Annotated in this window: 17 protein-coding genes and 1 other RNA gene; 9 read left to right on the plus strand and 9 right to left on the minus strand. The window is 40.5% G+C overall.

From position 1 onward, the window contains the following. Nucleotides 1–24 precede the first annotated feature (24 nt). The 4 genes from B3J29_RS02475 to B3J29_RS02490 form a co-directional block, all read right to left on the minus strand. Nucleotides 25–1,272 (minus strand): FAD-dependent monooxygenase, encoded by a 1,248-nt coding sequence (locus B3J29_RS02475; protein ID WP_286964280.1) that lies wholly within the window; start codon nucleotides 1,270–1,272, stop codon nucleotides 25–27. Beyond that, entirely contained in the window at nucleotides 1,269–2,477 is a 1,209-nt protein-coding gene (gene ubiH, locus B3J29_RS02480; protein ID WP_286964281.1) for a 2-octaprenyl-6-methoxyphenyl hydroxylase, read from the minus strand. Before ubiH ends, B3J29_RS02475 begins: the two co-directional genes overlap by 4 nt. Nucleotides 2,478–2,887: 410 nt before the next feature. Next, the gene (locus tag B3J29_RS02485; protein WP_286964282.1) at nucleotides 2,888–3,328 is read right to left on the minus strand and encodes a BLUF domain-containing protein; all 441 of its coding nucleotides are present in this window, start codon (nucleotides 3,326–3,328) and stop codon (nucleotides 2,888–2,890) included. A gap of 235 nt (nucleotides 3,329–3,563) precedes the next feature. Continuing rightward, nucleotides 3,564–3,761, minus strand: coding sequence for a hypothetical protein (locus B3J29_RS02490; RefSeq protein ID WP_286964283.1), 198 nt, complete (start codon nucleotides 3,759–3,761; stop codon nucleotides 3,564–3,566). A gap of 772 nt (nucleotides 3,762–4,533) precedes the next feature. On the opposite strand from B3J29_RS02490, the gene B3J29_RS02495 reads away from it, so the two are divergent. Beyond that, nucleotides 4,534–5,577 carry an acyltransferase family protein gene (locus B3J29_RS02495; RefSeq protein ID WP_286964285.1) on the plus strand — a complete coding sequence of 348 codons (1,044 nt, stop codon included), beginning with the start codon at nucleotides 4,534–4,536 and terminating at the stop codon, nucleotides 5,575–5,577. Between the two features lie 161 nt (nucleotides 5,578–5,738). Here the strand turns inward: B3J29_RS02495 and B3J29_RS02500 are convergent, their stop codons facing one another. From B3J29_RS02500 to B3J29_RS02510, 3 genes are all read right to left on the minus strand, one after another. After that, nucleotides 5,739–5,978, minus strand: a complete 240-nt coding sequence (locus B3J29_RS02500) for a DUF378 domain-containing protein (protein ID WP_034703714.1) — start codon at nucleotides 5,976–5,978, stop codon at nucleotides 5,739–5,741. A gap of 393 nt (nucleotides 5,979–6,371) precedes the next feature. Further along, a complete protein-coding gene (pepP, locus tag B3J29_RS02505) occupies nucleotides 6,372–7,706 on the minus strand; it encodes a Xaa-Pro aminopeptidase (protein ID WP_286964287.1) in 1,335 nt (444 codons plus the stop codon). A gap of 152 nt (nucleotides 7,707–7,858) precedes the next feature. Beyond that, the gene (locus B3J29_RS02510) at nucleotides 7,859–8,491 is read right to left on the minus strand and encodes a UPF0149 family protein (RefSeq protein ID WP_180013945.1); all 633 of its coding nucleotides are present in this window, start codon (nucleotides 8,489–8,491) and stop codon (nucleotides 7,859–7,861) included. 65 nt (nucleotides 8,492–8,556) lie between these two features. Between B3J29_RS02510 and B3J29_RS02515 the strand changes: the two genes are divergently transcribed. The 5 genes from B3J29_RS02515 (at nucleotide 8,557) to lon (ending at nucleotide 13,125) form a co-directional block, all read left to right on the plus strand. Next, nucleotides 8,557–9,114: a hypothetical protein gene (locus B3J29_RS02515; RefSeq protein WP_286964290.1), complete on the plus strand. Its 558-nt coding sequence runs from the start codon at nucleotides 8,557–8,559 to the stop codon at nucleotides 9,112–9,114. Further along, nucleotides 9,111–9,398, plus strand: coding sequence for a cell division protein ZapA (locus tag B3J29_RS02520; RefSeq protein ID WP_004782886.1), 288 nt, complete (start codon nucleotides 9,111–9,113; stop codon nucleotides 9,396–9,398). The genes B3J29_RS02515 and B3J29_RS02520 overlap by 4 nt, the downstream gene beginning before the upstream one ends. A 97-nt stretch (nucleotides 9,399–9,495) precedes the next feature. Continuing rightward, nucleotides 9,496–9,680, plus strand: a non-coding RNA gene (gene ssrS / locus B3J29_RS02525) — 6S RNA. 289 nt (nucleotides 9,681–9,969) lie between these two features. Continuing rightward, entirely contained in the window at nucleotides 9,970–10,551 is a 582-nt protein-coding gene (locus B3J29_RS02530; protein ID WP_286964350.1) for a 5-formyltetrahydrofolate cyclo-ligase, read from the plus strand. A 147-nt stretch (nucleotides 10,552–10,698) separates the two neighbouring features. Then, nucleotides 10,699–13,125 (plus strand): endopeptidase La, encoded by a 2,427-nt coding sequence (gene lon / locus B3J29_RS02535; RefSeq protein ID WP_286964291.1) that lies wholly within the window; start codon nucleotides 10,699–10,701, stop codon nucleotides 13,123–13,125. A 65-nt stretch (nucleotides 13,126–13,190) separates the two neighbouring features. Here the strand turns inward: lon and B3J29_RS02540 are convergent, their stop codons facing one another. Then, complete coding sequence (locus B3J29_RS02540) at nucleotides 13,191–14,150, minus strand: M28 family peptidase (RefSeq protein WP_286964293.1); 960 nt, start codon at nucleotides 14,148–14,150, stop codon at nucleotides 13,191–13,193. A 155-nt stretch (nucleotides 14,151–14,305) separates the two neighbouring features. On the opposite strand from B3J29_RS02540, the gene rlmH reads away from it, so the two are divergent. The 3 genes from rlmH to B3J29_RS02555 all read left to right on the plus strand — a co-directional run bounded on the left by rlmH (nucleotide 14,306) and on the right by B3J29_RS02555 (nucleotide 16,593). Next, nucleotides 14,306–14,788, plus strand: coding sequence for a 23S rRNA (pseudouridine(1915)-N(3))-methyltransferase RlmH (gene rlmH / locus B3J29_RS02545; RefSeq protein ID WP_286964294.1), 483 nt, complete (start codon nucleotides 14,306–14,308; stop codon nucleotides 14,786–14,788). Nucleotides 14,789–14,894: 106 nt separating this feature from the next. Beyond that, on the plus strand, nucleotides 14,895–15,671 hold the full coding sequence (locus B3J29_RS02550; RefSeq protein ID WP_286964295.1) for a dioxygenase: 777 nt from the start codon (nucleotides 14,895–14,897) through the stop codon (nucleotides 15,669–15,671). A 139-nt stretch (nucleotides 15,672–15,810) separates the two neighbouring features. Beyond that, the gene (locus B3J29_RS02555; RefSeq protein ID WP_286964296.1) at nucleotides 15,811–16,593 is read left to right on the plus strand and encodes an META and DUF4377 domain-containing protein; all 783 of its coding nucleotides are present in this window, start codon (nucleotides 15,811–15,813) and stop codon (nucleotides 16,591–16,593) included. A 71-nt stretch (nucleotides 16,594–16,664) separates the two neighbouring features. Here the strand turns inward: B3J29_RS02555 and gdhA are convergent, their stop codons facing one another. Beyond that, entirely contained in the window at nucleotides 16,665–18,008 is a 1,344-nt protein-coding gene (gene gdhA / locus B3J29_RS02560; RefSeq protein ID WP_284879859.1) for an NADP-specific glutamate dehydrogenase, read from the minus strand. Nucleotides 18,009–18,127: the final 119 nt, after the last annotated feature.

Genomic DNA, 18,127 nt, shown 5'->3' on the forward strand with positions numbered 1-18,127 from the left:
GTTTAAAAAATTTACATTCGACCACTAGGCTGAGTAACGTGTATCTTTGAGTAAACTTAAACCATTCGCCTGAGCCATAAATGCATCTTTCAGCACTGCCTGTTGCTCTACCTGTTTCAGCCCGAAATTACGTGCCCACACCACTGGGAAAAGCTCTGTAGTTTCCATCCAGCCAATCGCCGACATGCTATGCATCATGGCATCATTCTGACCTTTACGGCGATGCTCATAACGTTTCAAGGTCTGTTCATGAGCCCATACCCCACGCGCTTTGTCATGCAGCAACACGTCACAGAGTACAGCAGCATCCAGACAGCCGATATTGACACCTTGTCCAGCGAGCGGATGAATCACATGCGCAGCGTCACCAATTAATGCTAAACCATCCTGTACATACTGCTGTGCAGCACGAGCTTTGAGTGGGAATTTCGCTCGCGGTGTCGCTTCCAGCACTTCACCCAGCATATGATAGCTTTCACGGGTCAATAGTTGAGTGAATTCAGCATCTGATAGCACTGCATACTCATCAGCATAATCATCAGGTAATGTCCAGACTATGGATTGCCAATGACCGTGTTCTTCTTGCTTAAGACTTGCCATTGGCAGATAAGCCAAAGGACCGGTTTCCAGAAAAATCTGACGAGCCACATGTTGATGTGGCTGGACTGTTCTAATCGCACAGCTGATTCCAGCCTGTTTGTAATCCAGCACATCAATATCGATAAAGGCTTGCTCGCGCACAAAGGAGTTCGCGCCATCTGCGCCAATGACCAACTTGGTTTTGAGCTGGGTGCCATCTGCCAGATGAATGATCCAGACATTTACACCACGTTCAACCCCACTAACTTTGACCTGTGTGCGGTAATCTTGTACATCTTCAAGCATCTTTTGCTGAATGGCCAGATTCAGGATACTCGGTTCTACCATCGAGCCTAGCGCCTGCTCTACAGAAGGTGTTCTTTCTGAAGAATGACCAAAGTTGATTTCACCATAGCCATTTTTATTCCATACCTGCATTCCAGTATATGGCTGCTGGCGTGCAAGTTTTTCCCACACACCTACGGTTTTTAATAAATGAATGGTCGCCTGACTTAGCGCCAAAACCCGCGGATTGGCTACGCTTAAAGTTTTGTCTGCATCCAGAATAGGCGCAGCATCCAGAACAGTCGCTTGCACACCACCTTGAGCAAGTAATAAAGCGGTCAAGCCACCTACTAGTCCACCACCAACAATGACAACATCTAATACATCAGAACTTGGATTCAGACTCATGCTTTTAACCCCATGGCATAGTTAGCGACCAATGGCTTGATACCAGGAATGGTATCAAAAGCAATCAGTCCGGTATTGCGGATCAGTTTCAGGAATGGATTCTGATTACTAAAACCACGTACGACTGAATCACAGAACTTGATCACTCTTTGCTGATCATTCAAACGGGATTTTTCATAATCCTGTAATACTGCTGCATCACCTAAGTCCGCGCCTTGTGACTGCTGCTCTTTCAGGTAACGCACCAGTACATGCGCATCTCGCATACACAGGTTGAAACCCTGACCCGCTACTGGATGAATCGTATGTGCAGCATTTCCCATCAGGACCACACGGCCCACAGCTTGTTTTTCTGCTAATACTTGGGACAATGGGAAACTGAAGCGCTTACCTGTTTTCTGGAATTTACCGGCACGATCGCCATAGGTTTCTTGTAAAGCACTCAGGAAATGCTGATCATTTTCTTCACCCAGCCATTCTCCTTCTGTTCCTTTTTTCACAGGCCAGACCACAGAACGACGATATTCACCTGGAAGTGGTAATAAGGCTAAAGGTCCTAGGTGGCTAAAGCGTTCAAAGCCAACATGATTATGTGGTTTAGAAGTTTGAACGGTAGTGACAATAGCGACCTGATCATAATCATGTTCTGAAGCCCCAATGCCCAGCGCTTTACGACAGAAAGAATCACGCCCATCAGCAGCAATCACCAGTTTGGATTGGAGTTTCAATAAAGCATCACCACGTTGTGCTTCAAGATAAGCAAACTCAGCATTTTGAGTCAGAGAGCTGACCTGAACCCCATCAATCAGTTCAATGAGTGGTTCTTTTTTGACTTGAGTTAATAGCACACGACCTAGCCAGGCATTTTCAATGACCTGGCCAAAGCTTTCGACTTTTTCCTGTTCTGCAATTAAGCGCGCCTTACCAAAACTGCCCTGCTCAGTGATATTCACTTCAAGAATCGGCGTTGCATGTTCCTGCAAGGCATCCCAAAGCCCAAGTTCCTGATAAATCTGTACACTACGACGTGACAAGGCACTATTACGTGCATCAAAGCTGGAATGATAGGGTGCAAGGTTTACATCATCATAATCTGGATATTTGATCGCTTCCAAAAGTTTGACTGCAATATTGGTTTTGGCCAACATCAGCGCGAGACTCAAGCCGACCATACCACCACCGACAATGATGACTTCTTGTTGCATGCTGTAATCCTTTTAATATCGTATCTATATACATAGATACTTATAATCATGATGAATTTTATATTAGCCTAAAAAATTTCTTTTTTATAATAAATTAGGTAGCGGTTTCGAAGCGAAGTCTGCTTGTGGTTAATTTATAGCTAACCTCAACGGCCTACTTAAATTTTTCAAAATACAGAAGTGTCGTCTGCCTGATGAAAAGCAGAAGAATTTTGCACTGATTGTTAGGTTTAAAAGCTTGGCTTGGTATGAAATGATAAGGATGGAATCTGGATATAATTTTTTGAATTAACAATATTTATATTTTTAAATTTATAAAATATTTTTTATTTCAATTATTTAAAGCAAATCTCATTCTAAAAAATCATACGATACATAGCTTTAGCTCATATCGCATGTTGATGTAAGGATTAACTCGCTTTCAATGTATAGGCATGGTCATTCAAACTTGCCAATATCTGAACAAATTGAGGAATGGTCTCGGCATTCAAGGTATAAGGATTGAATTCATCTAGATTATGCTCGGCAAAGAATCCAAGAATATCCTGATGGATATTGGCATATTTCATATGCCAGTCTGAGAAGAGTCGATCATTCACATCTTCAAAATACAGAACTTCACAATTTTTATGTCGAGGATCTTTCAGGATTTTTTTATAGAACAGATCTTCGATCTTATTCCTATCTCCTTCCAGACATTGAACAAAGTAACCATTCCCATAATACAGAGCCCCAAAAATCGCATTACGTGAATTGAAATTCAACGCTTCTGTAAGAATATTGAATAGATCATTCATTGGATCTGCGCAGTCATACAGCTTACTGACATATAAAAGTCTTGCGTCGCTCATTGTCTACCTCAATATTTTAGATTATATATATTACTCAATATTTTTTCCGTTAAATATATATAACTGATTTTATAAAAATTTTCTATGATTAGATGCAAAATAATTTATCGAATAGTAAAATAACTTGAAAAATAAAATGAATTTTTATATAAATTCAGCCACTTGCTTTCAACACACATTTCCAAAATATTTCTATATTAAAAAGCCTCAAAATATTGCTATTTGAAATCGGCCATCAAGTATCAGTTTTTTTACTTTCTAAATGCTCATGTAATTTGAGCACCAGATATCTTTGCCAGAACAGCAGCAAGCCAGCAAAAATGTAAATCAGCGATTTGTTCTCGATCAGTAGTGCAACTGCTACAAATCCACTAGCAAAGATAAAGGAAAGGATTAAATGAGTCGCGCTGTTCAATTTTGAAACAACAGCCAAGTCGAGCTCAAGCAACTTATTAAGTATGTACATTCTTCTAGCTCTCTTCTTATAATATTTTTAAAGAGTAATAGTTTTTAATTTCTAAATGATACAAAAAACATGCCTATTTAATAATCAACCTTGTACTCTTTGACTTACAGCTATTCAAGTTCTTTACCCCTATTTTAGTTAATTGAATTTTCATATGATGATTACATCAGGAACAGGGAGTTCCACATAAGAATAACAATAGATAAACACAAGGACAGTAAGGTACGACAGGAGTTATACCAAGCTAACCCATACAAAGAACCCCGGCAGGATGCCGGGGTTCTTTATTATCTAATGATTAAAAATTTGAAGATGATACTGAAGTTTCTAAACAGAAATCTTAGCAATCACTATTACCTATATCTTTCATCTACTTATAGAAAATTCCCAAATTTTGGTGTGAAGAAGATAATGTATACGTGGTCTTTGAATTGATTCATAAATGGTTTCTGAAATTTCTTTTATTAAGCTGATTACTTTTACTTTTTATTAAAATTTTGAAACATATTTTAAAGGGACTAATAAATAATAATAATTAATAAAAAATTCAATTTTCATTTATTTAAAATACTCTAGCAAACAATCGAATTCCCGTAAAATAGGCTACTTTTATATAAAAATAACCGTAATAATTTTAGATTAAATAATCAGTAATATTCACGGTCTTTCACTAGGTATATTTGTGAGACAAACATTGAGTATGATAGTTTAAATTAAATACTTTAATAAAATAATAACTATGCTTTATTCAGTGCAATTTCTTAGGGGGATTGCTGCCTTAATGGTAGTTATAAGCCATACCTCCTTTAAAGGACAACAATACAATGTTGATACGCTTCAGTGGTATCACATAGGCGGTTCTGGCGTTGATTTATTTTTCATAATCTCTGGCTTTATTATGTGTTATACAACATATAATAAAAAAGTTAATTTTCTAAATTTCATGAGAAACCGATTCATCAGAATCATTCCTCTTTATTGGGTTCTCAGTTTTTTTGCTTTAATCGTATTTCTGATTTTTCCAAATCTTATAAATTCATCCGGTGGTGAAACAGGAATTTTTGAATCCTTCTTCTTAATTCCGAATGGCAGTAAATTTTTAATCAATAATGGATGGACCTTAAGCTATGAATTTTATTATTATTTTATTTTTTCATTTTTCCTAATCTTTTTATTAAAAGACTTATATAAATATCTTTTTATCATTCTATATTTTTCAGTTGTTGTGGCTATAGGTTTAATACTCCAACCAAAATCTGAATTTTTGATGTTTTTAACCCATAATCTTTTGCTTGAATTTGCTTTAGGCGTTCTGGCATTTATCATTATAAGAAATACTAACCTTTCCCGATTAATGTCTTTATTTATGATTCTTGTCGGCGCTTCCCTATTAGCCTATCAAAACTTTTATAAATTACCTGATTTCATCACCTTGAGATCATTAAAAATCGGGATCCCGATGTTTTTCATTTTTGTTGGGTGCGTAGCTTTAGAAGACTTAATCACAGAAACCAAATCACTAATTTTAAGATTTTTTAATCACCTTGGAGATTCATCTTACTCTTTATATTTGATTCATCCTTTTACTTTAAGCCCAGTTGCTATGGTTTTAAACAAACTCAATATATTAAACCCTTATCTATTTAGTTCTATACTTATTACCTCATCTATCCTGGCAGGCTCTATTACGTATCTGGTTTTAGAAAAAAGGTTAATTAAATTAGGCAAAGAACCATTTAACTTCTTTAGATATTTTTATCCGGTAGATAGAAAAAACTTATAGATATTTTTTGATCTCTTTAGGCATTATCAAAAATTTAAATAATAAAAACGGAGCCTGAGCTCCGTTTCTGTTAAATGTCCTTTATATTTTTAAGATTAACTAATCTTTTATAGAAATCAGTTAATTAAAAATATCAATGACTTCAATTAACTTTTAGTCAGTTAACGTACTACTCGAGCTTGAGACTCATGATGTACATCGCGTCGACCCAATTTTGTACCAGTATAGATCAGATACAAGGCAGACAAACCAACCAATACATAAATAATTCGAGATAGTGCACTCATTTCACCAAAGATGGCAGCGACTAAATCAAAGTTAAACGCACCAACCAGACCCCAGTTGATGCCACCAATAATCGCTAAAGCATAAGCAATCCAGTCAAGCGTATTTAGTCTCATCATTTTTCTCCTGCTCTTCTTTGAGTTTATTTAAGGAACAGGTCAAGTATGAGAACGAAATCGGAATTAATATGTTGCTTTGATGCTAAAAACTCAATTGCTGTGTTGAATTCCTGTCATCTTATAATTCTCAATTTTAACAAAGTTAATTTTATTTGAATAAGTCGCGATTAACGTAAGTAAAAGTCTTGCATGTTTTTCGATAGTATCTTTGTTCTATCTAGCTATTGGATAACTTATTGCCTAAGAAATTAATCCATTTTTTCTTAAAATTTTATAAATATTCATTTTAATATCAATAAATTAAAAAATTACTATCATTCATGAATACATTTTTAACTTTCTACTATATAAAAAAGCCGGTGAGATCACCGGCTTTTTTATATCTTTTATTTAAGCAGCATGGGCTTTGGCCATTAAGGCTTCAATATCTTCCACGGTTTTCACAACTTTTGCAGTTAGCACTAGTGGGCCATTTTTGGTAGCAACCACATCATCTTCAATCCGAATTCCGATACCACGCCATTTAGCATCCACAGTTTCATCATCTGGCGCAATATAAAGACCCGGCTCAACGGTCACGACCATACCTTCTTCATATGCACGCCATTCACCGTTGGCTTTATATGTACCTACATCATGGACATCCATACCGAGCCAATGCCCAGTACCGTGTATATAGAACTGGCGGAAACTTTCAGTCTGGATAATTTCGTCAATCTCCCCCTGCATAATCCCCAGATCAAGTAAACCTTGAACCAGAATGCGAACCGCCACATTATGCGGCTCTTTATAAGAATTCCCGATTTGAACAGCATTGATCGCAGCAATCTGTGCATCCAGTACGACATTATATAAAGCTTTTTGTTCTAGGCTAAATTTACCATTCACCGGAAAAGTACGGGTAATGTCCGAAGCATAAAACTGATATTCACAGGCAGCATCAATCAGAACCAGATCACCATCCTTCAGTTCTTTGTCATTCTCTACATAATGCAGAATACAGGCATTTTCACCGCCACCGACAATACTGTTGTACGATGGTACACAGCCATTTTTACCAAACACATAATTCAGTTCAGCTTCTAAAGCATATTCCATCATGCCTGGACGAACTTTCTGCATAGCCAGTGTATGGGCTTCTGCAGAAATATCCGATGCAAGCTGCATCAGTTCAATTTCATTTTCATCTTTATGCAGACGCATTTCATCGACAATACGATCCAGCTGCATGATCTGTGACGGTGCAGAAGTACCGCGGCGGCTTTCACCACTGGCTGTTGCGATCCATTTGGCTACACGTGCATCAAATTCGGCATTGTGTCCAATCCGGTAGAAAAGTTTGTCTTTGTTCTGAAGCTTGGTGAGAATTTCCTCATCCAGCAGATCAATCGCATAGGCTTCGTCCGCTTCATAATCATCAACGGCGCCATCCACTCCGGCACGGTAGCCATTCCAGATTTCCATTTCACGATCACGTTCACGGCAGAACAGACTATAGGTATAGCCTTCTTCTTCAGTATCAAAAGTTTCAATGACTGCAACTGCTTCAGGCTCAGCAAATCCGGTCAGGTAAAAGAAACTGCTGTCCGCGCGGTATTTATAATCTGCATCGCGGTTACGCAGGGCTACCGGGCTGGTGGCAATAATCGCGATACTACGTAATCCCATTTCCCCTGCGAGGATGTCACGACGTTCCTGAAAATCGGCTTGAGTCAGTTTCTTCATTACACCTTACTTCTTATCAATTGCTACTGTTATTTAAAATTTGGTCCTGAAAACAGGTCAGATTAATTTACTATCATCTTCATTAGAAGGATCAGCAAAAAATATGCCGGTTTTCAGAACCGTTTTTAATTTGTGTCTAGAACCGCTTAAACTTAACTCGGACGTTTCGGCGAGAAAATTTCAACTACAGATTGCGCTTCAGTTGCAGAAGCTGGAGCTGGTGCTTTTTGCGTGAATTTCTGCAATAAAGGTGTTTCTTCAACCTCTACTTTTTTACGACCGACGGAAAGGCTTACCGGAATCAGACGAACAAACTCATACAGCTCCTGATAACTTTCTTCACCCTCGGCATCGTTATCGGAGTCTTCAAACTCGACTGCTGCAACATCTTGTAAATGTTCAATCAGTTCCATTTCATCATTGCGAATATGACCTGAAGCCAAACCAAAACCAAGCACTACACCTGCACACCAGTCGGCCAGAGCCTGAACGCGTTCAGCCAAGCTATGCTCATCATCTGGTAGTAATGGCAGATAATCCAGCTCATCTTCAGACAGCGCATGAAATATGTCTTCTGCCTCACCCGTTAACAATTCTAATGCTTCAGGATTCAGTTCAGGAACATCTAGCGTTTCTAAAATCTGTACCCATTCATCACTTGAAGGTGCCTGAGTGACACAGACAATTCCGGTAAGCAAACCATGCAGTTCGCTTGGGCTAGAAATTTCTTCAATTGAAGAAAAATTGCGGTACCATTCTGACCAACCTGAAATATCGTCTTGCATTCGTTTATCCAATCTCTATACTGCTTTATATATTACCTTTGTTTGCAACACTGTGCGACCTCGATATGTTAGAAGAATTACAGCGTCTACAAGTGCATATTGGCGTTTTAAAAACGCGACTTGCACAACTTGAAAGTGAGAATACCAGTTTACGTGAGAAGCAAGAGGCTTCAAGCGTGCAACATGAAACTCAAATTGAACAAAAAAATAGCTTTATTGCGCAAAAACAACAAGAAATCCAGAACCTCAATCAGCAACTGACAGAATCACATAACCAGTTTCAGCATTTAAACCAGGATGCTACGGCACTGGCAGACCGTTATAGCCGTCTAGAAAAAAGTTGTACTGATCTAAAGAACCGTTTTCAGGAAATTCTGGCTGAACGCAATGAGTTGCGGGTGCTGAAAGAAAAGTTATTGCTGGAACAGCGTCATGCACAGCAAGAAATTCAGCGCCTGAATCAGGAATCTGAACGTCTTACCCAAAAAAATGAAAATGCCAAAGCTAAAGTTGAAGCCATTATTCAACGTCTGGCGATTTTGGGAACAGCCCAAGATCAAAATGCACAGGAAATTCAGCAATTGGCCCATCCTACTGAAGTGACTGAGGAAGCTTCATCATGAATGAACAAATCGCAATCGACTTAAAGGTATTGGGTCATAGTTTCCGTCTGGCCTCCACTGCAGATCAGCAGGATGAACTACAACGTGCAGCGCAATTACTCAATGAAAAATACGATGAATTTCGCCGTAAAGCCCCTCGTATGGAACCAAGTAAACTGATCATTATGGTGGCACTGGAACTGATGCAGGAAGTATTGACGATGAATAAATCCCTGCAACAATATGCGCACTGCGAACGTTTGTTACAAACTATTTTGGAAGAAGTTGAAGAACTAACTGAATAATCGAGTTTTTTGTATAAACTTCGGTCGTTCGACTAAACTGTTTACAGTTCACGAACAGCATAGAGTTGCCACATCAGCATTATCGTTTATACTTAGTCTAACTCTGAGATGTTCGCCAGCGGGTCAGATTCCCCTGAGCCGATATTTAAATCTTAGGATTGAGTTCTGCATATTTAGAGTGTATGCCCATCCGGTATGGGAAACCCAGCAAGTATGCGTCTCGTCCACCTTGAACTTTAGGGTTCAAGGGTAATGACATGCAGCGGCATCCTCGGAGTGCTTCTATTTTTCTCAAAATATTTCATCATTTATCTTCTCTTATAAATCTCAAATTTATTGCATTTTTCCTGGTTTAACTTCTCTATACTTCTACCTTTTTCGTCTTTTAAAAAATTGACTAGATCTAAACATAGATCGATTAATTCATCATAAATGTTTCATTATTTTTAAAATTCAATCAAAAATTCATACAGATGCCTATAATACTCGCTATGTTACTCCCCTCTATTTAAGTTATGGCATTTTATTAATCTAATGCCCTAAAATCTTGAAGACTATATTTATGACGACGATGAATCTTTCCGAACTTCGCAAACAGCTACGTAAACAGCGCCGTCAACTCTCTCGATTTACCCAGAAACAGACTCAACAACGTATCCTGAATATGATTCGGACTTTGCCAGAATTTCATGCAAGCAAATCTGTGGGGGTTTATCTGGATGCTTTCGGTGAGGTTCGGACTCAGTCGCTGATTGAATACTGCTTTAAGCATCATAAACGGGTTTATCTCCCAAATATTTGCAATATGAATCAGCAGCTCATGTGGGTAGAAATTAGTCAAAATCAGTATCGTTCCCAGCGTTTTGCTCATCATCGGTTGGGAATGCGTGAACCCATGGCTACACGTGGTCTGCATGTCTCAAAACTAGATCTTTTAGTTATGCCACTATTAGCCTGTGATCAATATGGCACCCGAATTGGTATGGGTGGTGGCTATTATGATCGTACGCTGGCAACAGCAGCGCACCGTCCTTTTCGTCTGGGGTTAGTACATGACTTTCAGCTGATCCAACAGCCTTTAACTCGAGAAGCTTGGGATCAGCCTTTAGATGCCCTGCTTACGCCTACACTTTTACAACGTTTTAAGCGTTAAATGATGTATTTCCAAATACATAAGTACTTTAAAATCACATAATTAGTCATTTTTTATACAATTTAGTCGCTATAGCCCTTGTAATTTTTAAATTACCCATCACTATTAAAAACATGGCAACACCGTTGTCACTCATTAGGAGTGCCCATGTCTGAAATTATTATGAATCAAGAAACCTTAGAGCCTCAGGTTCCAAGTGTATTACCACTTTTGGCGCTACGTGATGTGGTGGTGTATCCACACATGCAAATTGCGCTATTTGTCGGTCGTGAAAAATCGATCAATGCAGTTGATGTGGCTCGTAACAGTGACAATCTAGTATTTGTAGTTGCGCAAAAAGATTCGCTTACAGAAGAAATTGATCACGACAACTTATATCAATACGGTACTGTCGCGAAGATTGTGCAAGTTGTGAATCACGAAAATGATGAAAACTGTATTAAAGTCCTGATTGAAGGACTGTATCGTGCCAAGCTCAAAACCATCATTGATGAAAATGAGTATTTGACTGCTGAGCATGAACTTAGCCCAATGACTGTATCAATCGATGAAACAACTCAAGCTACGCGCTTGCAGGAGCTGCGTGCCCTGTTCGCTCAGTATGCTGAAGCAAAACTTCGTAATGCTCGTGAGCTGATTGCAGCTGCGAATAAAATCGAAGACTTGCTGCAACTGTTATTCTTCGTAGCGACCCGTGTTCCTTTAAATATCGAAGTGAAACAGAAATTTCTGGAATACGATGAGTTCGATGCACATTTAACTGAGTTGATGACTTATTTATTGCAACAGTCTGAAGAACAGCAGATTGAACAGACTTTGCATGACTCTGTTAAACGCCAGATGGAAAAGAACCAGCGCGAATACTTCCTGAATGAAAAAATGAAAGTCATTCAGCGCGAGCTTTCCGATATGAATGGCGGTGCGGAAGATGACGTTGCGGAAATCGAAAAACGTCTGGCTGAAGCTGATCTGCCTGAGCATGTGCGTAAAAAAGCGGAATCTGAGTTCCGTAAACTCAAAGCAATGCAACCAGCCTCTAGCGAAGCTGCGGTAGTTCGCAACTATCTAGAAGTGATTCTAGATACGCCATGGAACAAAGCCAGCAAAGTTAGCATTAACTTGAATAAAGCTCAGGAAATCCTGGATGCCGATCACTATGGTCTGGACGATGTCAAAGACCGTATTGTGGAATATCTGGCAGTTCAGTCTCGCGTGAAAAAATTACGCGGTCCAATCCTGTGTCTAGTTGGTCCTCCGGGTGTAGGTAAAACTTCACTAGGTGAGTCTATTGCCAAAGCGACTGGCCGTGAGTTTGTCCGTATGGCCCTCGGTGGTGTACGTGATGAAGCTGAAATCCGTGGTCACCGTCGTACCTACATTGGTGCGATGCCAGGTAAGATCGTGCAGTCATTGACCAAAGTTGGCGTGAAAAACCCGCTGTTCCTGCTCGATGAGATCGACAAGATGGCTCAAGACTACCGTGGTGATCCAGCTTCTGCGATGCTTGAAGTACTTGATCCATCACAGAACAACAAGTTCAACGATCACTATCTTGATCTGGACCTTGACCTGTCAGAAGTAATGTTCATCTGTACTGCCAATAGCATGAATATTCCAGAGGCCCTGCTGGACCGTATGGAAGTGATCCGTCTGCCTGGTTATACCGAAGAAGAGAAAGTTAACATTGCTGACCGTTACCTTGTTCCTAAAGCAATCAAGAACAATGGTCTACGTACTAAAGAGTTGACTGTGCATGAAGAAGCGATTCGTGACATCGTGCGTCGTTATACGCGTGAAGCCGGTGTTCGTAACCTTGAACGTGAAGTGTCTAAAATTGCACGTAAAGTAGTGAAAGAAGCGGTTAGCAAGAAAGCTAAGAATCTTCAGGTTGAAGTGAATGCGGGTAATCTTCCAGACTACTTGGGTCCACATAAATTTGACTACGGCATGGCGGAAGAAGAAGCTCAAATCGGCCGCGTAAATGGCTTGGCTTGGACTTCAGTGGGTGGTGAGTTACTGACCATTGAAGTTGCAGCAGTACCTGGTAAAGGGAAATTCATTACCACCGGTTCACTTGGTGATGTGATGAAAGAATCGATTACCGCTGCCATGACTGTCGTTCGTACCCGTGCGGCTGAGTTAGGCATCGAAGCTTCCCGCTTTGAAGAAACTGATGTGCACGTGCATTTACCAGAAGGTGCGACTCCGAAAGATGGTCCATCTGCAGGTTTAGCCCTGACCACTGCCCTAGTGTCTGCATTCACTGGTATTGCGATTCGTCCAGATATTGCGATGACAGGTGAAACCAGCTTAAGTGGCCGTGCAATGCGTATCGGTGGCTTGAAAGAGAAACTGCTTGCTGCGCACCGTGGTGGCATCAAACTGGTGTTCATTCCACAGGAAAACGTTCGCGACCTTGCGGAAATTCCTGAGAATGTAAAAGAAGGCCTAGAAATCAAAGCTGTGAAATCGATTGATGAGATTTTACCTTTGGCTTTGATCGATATGCCGAAAGCACTGGTGAAACCACCAATTGTGAAAGCAAGTGAAGAAGCTAAAGCTGCACGTCATTAAGACCTAAAGGCTTCGAAAAACACCCTGTTCTGACAGGGTGTTTTTGTATCCAGGCGAGGATAATTTTAAAGACGAATCACCATATCGACCAAGCCATTCACGACCTGAGCCATCTTGGTCAGATCCAGTTTATCTAAGGTATCCTGCTCGGTATTGTAGTAAGGATTACGATAATGCGCTGTGTCTGTAATCAGCATAGTTGAATAGTTAAACTTGGCATAATTCAGATAACCGGAAAAATTCATATCCTGAGCGAACGCCGGACTAATAAAACGCTGACAGTCTAGACGCTTGAAACGTTGCATGGACGAACAGTAATCTCCTGTCAAACCGGCCGATGCCAAATGTCCAATCGCAGCAATAAAGTTTCCATGTCGGGGATAGATCCATTTCAAACCTTTCGGATAGGTCTGCACCAGATTTTCATCATAATAGCCAATAGAATCCAGAATAATGACACCTTTCACTTTCTTTTTCTGGGCCTTTAATGCTTTGGCATGTAGATAGCTTCCCATATGTTCAGTCTTGAAATAGGGTGGCTCCTCCAGTGTATAGAAAGCGAACTCGATATTATGTTTGAGTTTTGACTTTTGTAAGGCCAGTAATCGGGCTGTTTCCAATACCCCAGCCACACCGGAAGCATTGTTATCTGCTCCATACAGATCACTAAAGACATCATAATGTGCGCCAATGACCAGTTTGGTTTTGGCTTTGGAATTCAGCTGACATACCACATTTCTATAGCTTAGGCTATTTACAATATAATTTTGGAATTGACATGGGATGCCAAGCAGACGCATCTGTTCTTTGAGCCAAGCTGAAACCCGGTTTAATTCACTGGTATTTTTAAAATTCCGGTATTCGTCTACACTGATAATCTGTTTGATAAACAGTTCCAGATGTTCTGGCTGAGCCTGTTTGGAGGAAAAATTCGCAGGCGCAGCAAAGCTCATGCCTGAACTGGTTAAACCGAGAATAATTAGTAGAAAAGTACAATATCTTTTAATAATGAGACTGGTCCGCATTTCTTATTATCCATTCCTTTATTATCAAGCGGATACTTGAATCATGGATATTAAAGCAACATTAAATTCATGATTTCAATTTCAATTTGTTTCCCTAGCTCAACTTCGTGTTGTTTGATCGTTATAATGAAGTATCTAATTATTGATCCAGCTCTATGAAAATCCGTATCTTAACCATCGGCCAGAAAATGCCGGCTTGGGTGCTGACAGGCTTTGAAGACTATTTCAAACGTATCCAGCCTTTTGTACAGACTCAGGTGATTGAATTGCCGATGGCGAAACGGGGCAAAAACGATTCTGAAGCCGATATTCTGAAATACCGGAATATTGAAGGTGACAGTATCTTAAATACCTTAAAACAGAATGAAGTTCTGATTGCATTAGAAGTCGGTGGACGTGAGTTTAGTACAGAAAAATTGGCTGAAACCATGAAAGGCTGGATGCTGGAAGGTCATGATATTGCCTTGGCGATTGGTGGGCCAGATGGCCATTCTGAAGCAGTCCGCAAAGCAGCAGCCTGGCATTGGTCGCTGTCTAAACTCACCTTGCCACATCCGCTAGTCCGTGTAATGCTGATTGAACAACTGTATCGTGCCATGAGCATTAACCATAATCATCCTTATCACCGTGCAGGCTGATTTGTTGATGCGTTCTGATTATGCAACGTTTTGTTGAACAATCACCCCTGCCTTTACTTCCCTTTTTATTGCATGATTAAAACATTGAATTAATGTGGTTTGACTTATGAACTTACAGACTTTGCCCGGCTTATTTATTTCTCATGGTTCTCCCATGCTCGCGCTCAATCCTGAGCAGGTTGGCCCGGCATTGCACCGTTTAAGGCTGAATCTGCCACGTCCAACTGCCATTATTGTTATGTCGGCACATTGGGAAAGTGAAGCTCTGGAAGTCAATACAGGTATTCGTCCTGAAACTTGGCATGACTTCCGTGGCTTTCCACCTGAATTGTATGAGTTACGCTACCCAGCTCCCGGCAATCCAGAGCTGGCTGAGCAAGTCTTAGGCTTATTGGCCAATGCCGGTCTCTCTGCACATGCCAACAGCACCCGTCCGCGTGATCATGGCGTCTGGATGCCGCTCTTACATATGTATCCAGAAGCAGATATCCCAGTAGTTGAAATTTCTTTACCGATGTCGATGAGTGCAGAAGAGATTTACAAGATTGGCCAGACGTTGGCGTCACTTCGTGAGCAGCAGGTTTTCCTGATCGGGTCAGGGAGCATTACCCATAATTTGCGTGAATTGTCCTGGCAGGGAAATAGCGATGAAGTTCCGGAATGGGCATCGACCTTCCGCAACTATGTGGCTAATAAATTAACCCATAGTGATTTTGATGCTGTGCTGGACTGGCAGTCTATTCCTCAGTTAAAACGTAATCACCCAACGCTGGAACACTTTGCTCCACTGTTCTTTGCCATGGGTACCGGCAACCGTTTCAGTATCGTGCACAGCAGTTTTACGATGGGCGCTTTGGGGATGGATATTTACCGTTTTGACTGACAGTTAACTCCAACCATTTAATATTCGACTTTTTAATATGGATACATTTTGTTAGCAAAAGCTACGATTTGTATCCATATTTTTTGCTAATCTCTTGATTATAATCACGTTGAAACTTTAGCACATAGAATATAAACCAATGAAATTCAGTATTTTTGCGCTTGCCCTACTCCCTTTGGCTTTAACTGCATGTCAATCTTCTCATATTCCTGCCGCTTCAGGAGATACAGCTATTTCTACTCTATCCACCACATTAAAAACGCCTACACAAATTTTACCCGCTTATACCTGGGAACTTGATCGTGGGCTGCAACGCCCGATTGTTCTGAGCTTTGATCAGCAAGGCAGACTGAGTGTCGCTTCTGGCTGTAATGGCCTTGGCACGAGCTGGACTGTTAAAGATAATACCCTGAGTACGGGTGACATGATGGGCACCATGATGGCGTGTGATGCACCATTAATGGAACAGGAACGTTTTATCAGCCAGCTTCTGCAAAAGCGTGATATTCCGTTTAGTCTGGATCTAAATGATACCAATCAGCCGAAACTGAGTATTACTGCAACTGATGGTCAAAAATATGTCTTTACCGGAAAAATGACACCGGAAACCAAATACCAAGGTCAGGCAGAAACCATTTTCCTGGAAGTTTCGCCACAGACTAAAGCCTGTATGGGTGTAGCTCAGCAAACCTGCTTACAGGTGAAAGAAATCAAATATGATGAAAAAGGTTTAAAGACTCAGGTCGATAAAGATTGGACTTTATTTTACGATCAGATTGAAGATTTTCAGCATACACCGAATGAGCGTCAGATTATTCGGGTAAAACGTTATGAAATCAAAAATCCGGGAGCTGACCAGTCTAAATATGCCTATGTATTCGACATGGCTGTAGAGCGTGAAACAGTCAAAGGCACTCTTTAAAGATAAAATCTGAACATAAAAAAACCGAGGCATTCACCTCGGTTTTTTTTCAAGCTTAAACTAAGTCAGACTTAGAATACGCCTTGAGAAAGCATTGCATCAGCAACTTTTACGAAGCCAGCGATGTTTGCGCCGTCTACATAGTTTACAGTACCGTCTTCTTTAGTACCGTATTTCACACAGTTGCGGTGAATTTCTTTCATGATCGCGTGCAGACGCTCGTCAACTTCTTCGAAAGTCCAGCCTAAACGCAATGCGTTTTGAGACATTTCAAGACCAGAAGTTGCTACACCACCGGCGTTAGATGCTTTACCTGGAGCATAAAGGATTTTCGCTTCAACGAATTTCTCAACTGCTTCAAGTGTAGAAGGCATGTTCGCACCTTCAGCAACACAGATTACGCCGTTTGCAAGAAGCGCTGCTGCATCATTCGCATCAAGTTCGTTTTGAGTCGCACATGGAAGCGCGATATCACATTTGATACCCCAAGGACGTTGACCTTCAAGGTATTCAAAACCGTGTTTAGAGGCAAATTCAGAGATACGGCCACGTTTAACGTTTTTTAGTTCCATCACTTCAGCAAGAAGCTCTTCAGTGAAACCGTCTTTAACGTGAACAGTACCCGCAGAGTCAGATAGAGAAACAACTTTAGCACCCAGGAACATTGCTTTTTCAGCAGCGTACTGCGCAACGTTACCAGAACCAGAGATAGTTACCACTTTATCTTTAAAGCTTTCGCCACGAGTTTTCAGCATTTCTTCAGCGAAATACACTGTACCATAACCAGTTGCTTCTGGACGAGCTAGAGAACCACCGAAAGTCAGGCCTTTACCAGTGAATACACATGAAGTGTCATTGCTGAGTTTTTTCATCATACCAGCCATGTAGCCAACTTCACGGCCACCCACACCGATATCACCCGCTGGGATATCTGTATTAGAACCAAGATGACGATAAAGCTCGATGATTAACGCCTGGCAGAAACGCATGATTTCGCCTTCTGATTTGCCTTTAGGGTCAAAATCAGAACCGCCTTTACCACCACCCATAGGCAATGTAGTCAGGGCATTTTTGAAAGTTTGCTCGAAACCGAGGAATTTCAAAATAGAAAGGTTCACTGACGGGTGGAAACGCATACCACCTTTGAATGGACCAATCGCTGAGTTGTACTGTACGCGGAACGCACGGTTAACCTGTGTTTGACCTTGGTCATCTACCCAAGCAACACGGAACTGGATCGCACGTTCAGGTTCAACTAGACGTTCTAGTAAACCATGTGCTGCGTATTGTGGATTCTTTTCAATGAATGGCCACAAACTGGTCATCACTTCTTCTACAGCTTGAAGAAATTCGGGTTGATGTGCGTCACGTGATTTTACGTAATCTAGGAACTCATTAAGTGTGTTGTATTTCAACGCTTAATCCTCAGCAGAAAATGGATCAAAATTGGTCAAATTTACAATCAATGTTAAATTTTGGCGCAAAATATTAAATATCTTTTGTAACTAATCTACAATACTTTTTTGAAAAATAG

This window comes from Acinetobacter sp. UBA5984 (assembly GCF_002429925.1).
GTDB lineage: Bacteria > Pseudomonadota > Gammaproteobacteria > Pseudomonadales > Moraxellaceae > Acinetobacter > Acinetobacter variabilis.

Coding starts and splice junctions, on each gene's coding strand:
- B3J29_RS02515 (WP_286964290.1), top strand. CDS start 8,557: ATGTTAGAAGAATTACAGCGTCTACAAGTGCATATTGGCGTTTTAAAA.
- B3J29_RS02500 (WP_034703714.1), bottom strand. CDS start 5,978: ATGAGACTAAATACGCTTGACTGGATTGCTTATGCTTTAGCGATTATT.
- lon (WP_286964291.1), top strand. CDS start 10,699: ATGTCTGAAATTATTATGAATCAAGAAACCTTAGAGCCTCAGGTTCCA.
- B3J29_RS02530 (WP_286964350.1), top strand. CDS start 9,970: ATGAATCTTTCCGAACTTCGCAAACAGCTACGTAAACAGCGCCGTCAA.
- B3J29_RS02540 (WP_286964293.1), bottom strand. CDS start 14,150: ATGCGGACCAGTCTCATTATTAAAAGATATTGTACTTTTCTACTAATT.
- ubiH (WP_286964281.1), bottom strand. CDS start 2,477: ATGCAACAAGAAGTCATCATTGTCGGTGGTGGTATGGTCGGCTTGAGT.
- rlmH (WP_286964294.1), top strand. CDS start 14,306: ATGAAAATCCGTATCTTAACCATCGGCCAGAAAATGCCGGCTTGGGTG.
- B3J29_RS02520 (WP_004782886.1), top strand. CDS start 9,111: ATGAATGAACAAATCGCAATCGACTTAAAGGTATTGGGTCATAGTTTC.
- B3J29_RS02510 (WP_180013945.1), bottom strand. CDS start 8,491: ATGCAAGACGATATTTCAGGTTGGTCAGAATGGTACCGCAATTTTTCT.
- B3J29_RS02495 (WP_286964285.1), top strand. CDS start 4,534: ATGCTTTATTCAGTGCAATTTCTTAGGGGGATTGCTGCCTTAATGGTA.
- pepP (WP_286964287.1), bottom strand. CDS start 7,706: ATGAAGAAACTGACTCAAGCCGATTTTCAGGAACGTCGTGACATCCTC.
- B3J29_RS02550 (WP_286964295.1), top strand. CDS start 14,895: ATGAACTTACAGACTTTGCCCGGCTTATTTATTTCTCATGGTTCTCCC.
- B3J29_RS02555 (WP_286964296.1), top strand. CDS start 15,811: ATGAAATTCAGTATTTTTGCGCTTGCCCTACTCCCTTTGGCTTTAACT.
- B3J29_RS02475 (WP_286964280.1), bottom strand. CDS start 1,272: ATGAGTCTGAATCCAAGTTCTGATGTATTAGATGTTGTCATTGTTGGT.
- B3J29_RS02485 (WP_286964282.1), bottom strand. CDS start 3,328: ATGAGCGACGCAAGACTTTTATATGTCAGTAAGCTGTATGACTGCGCA.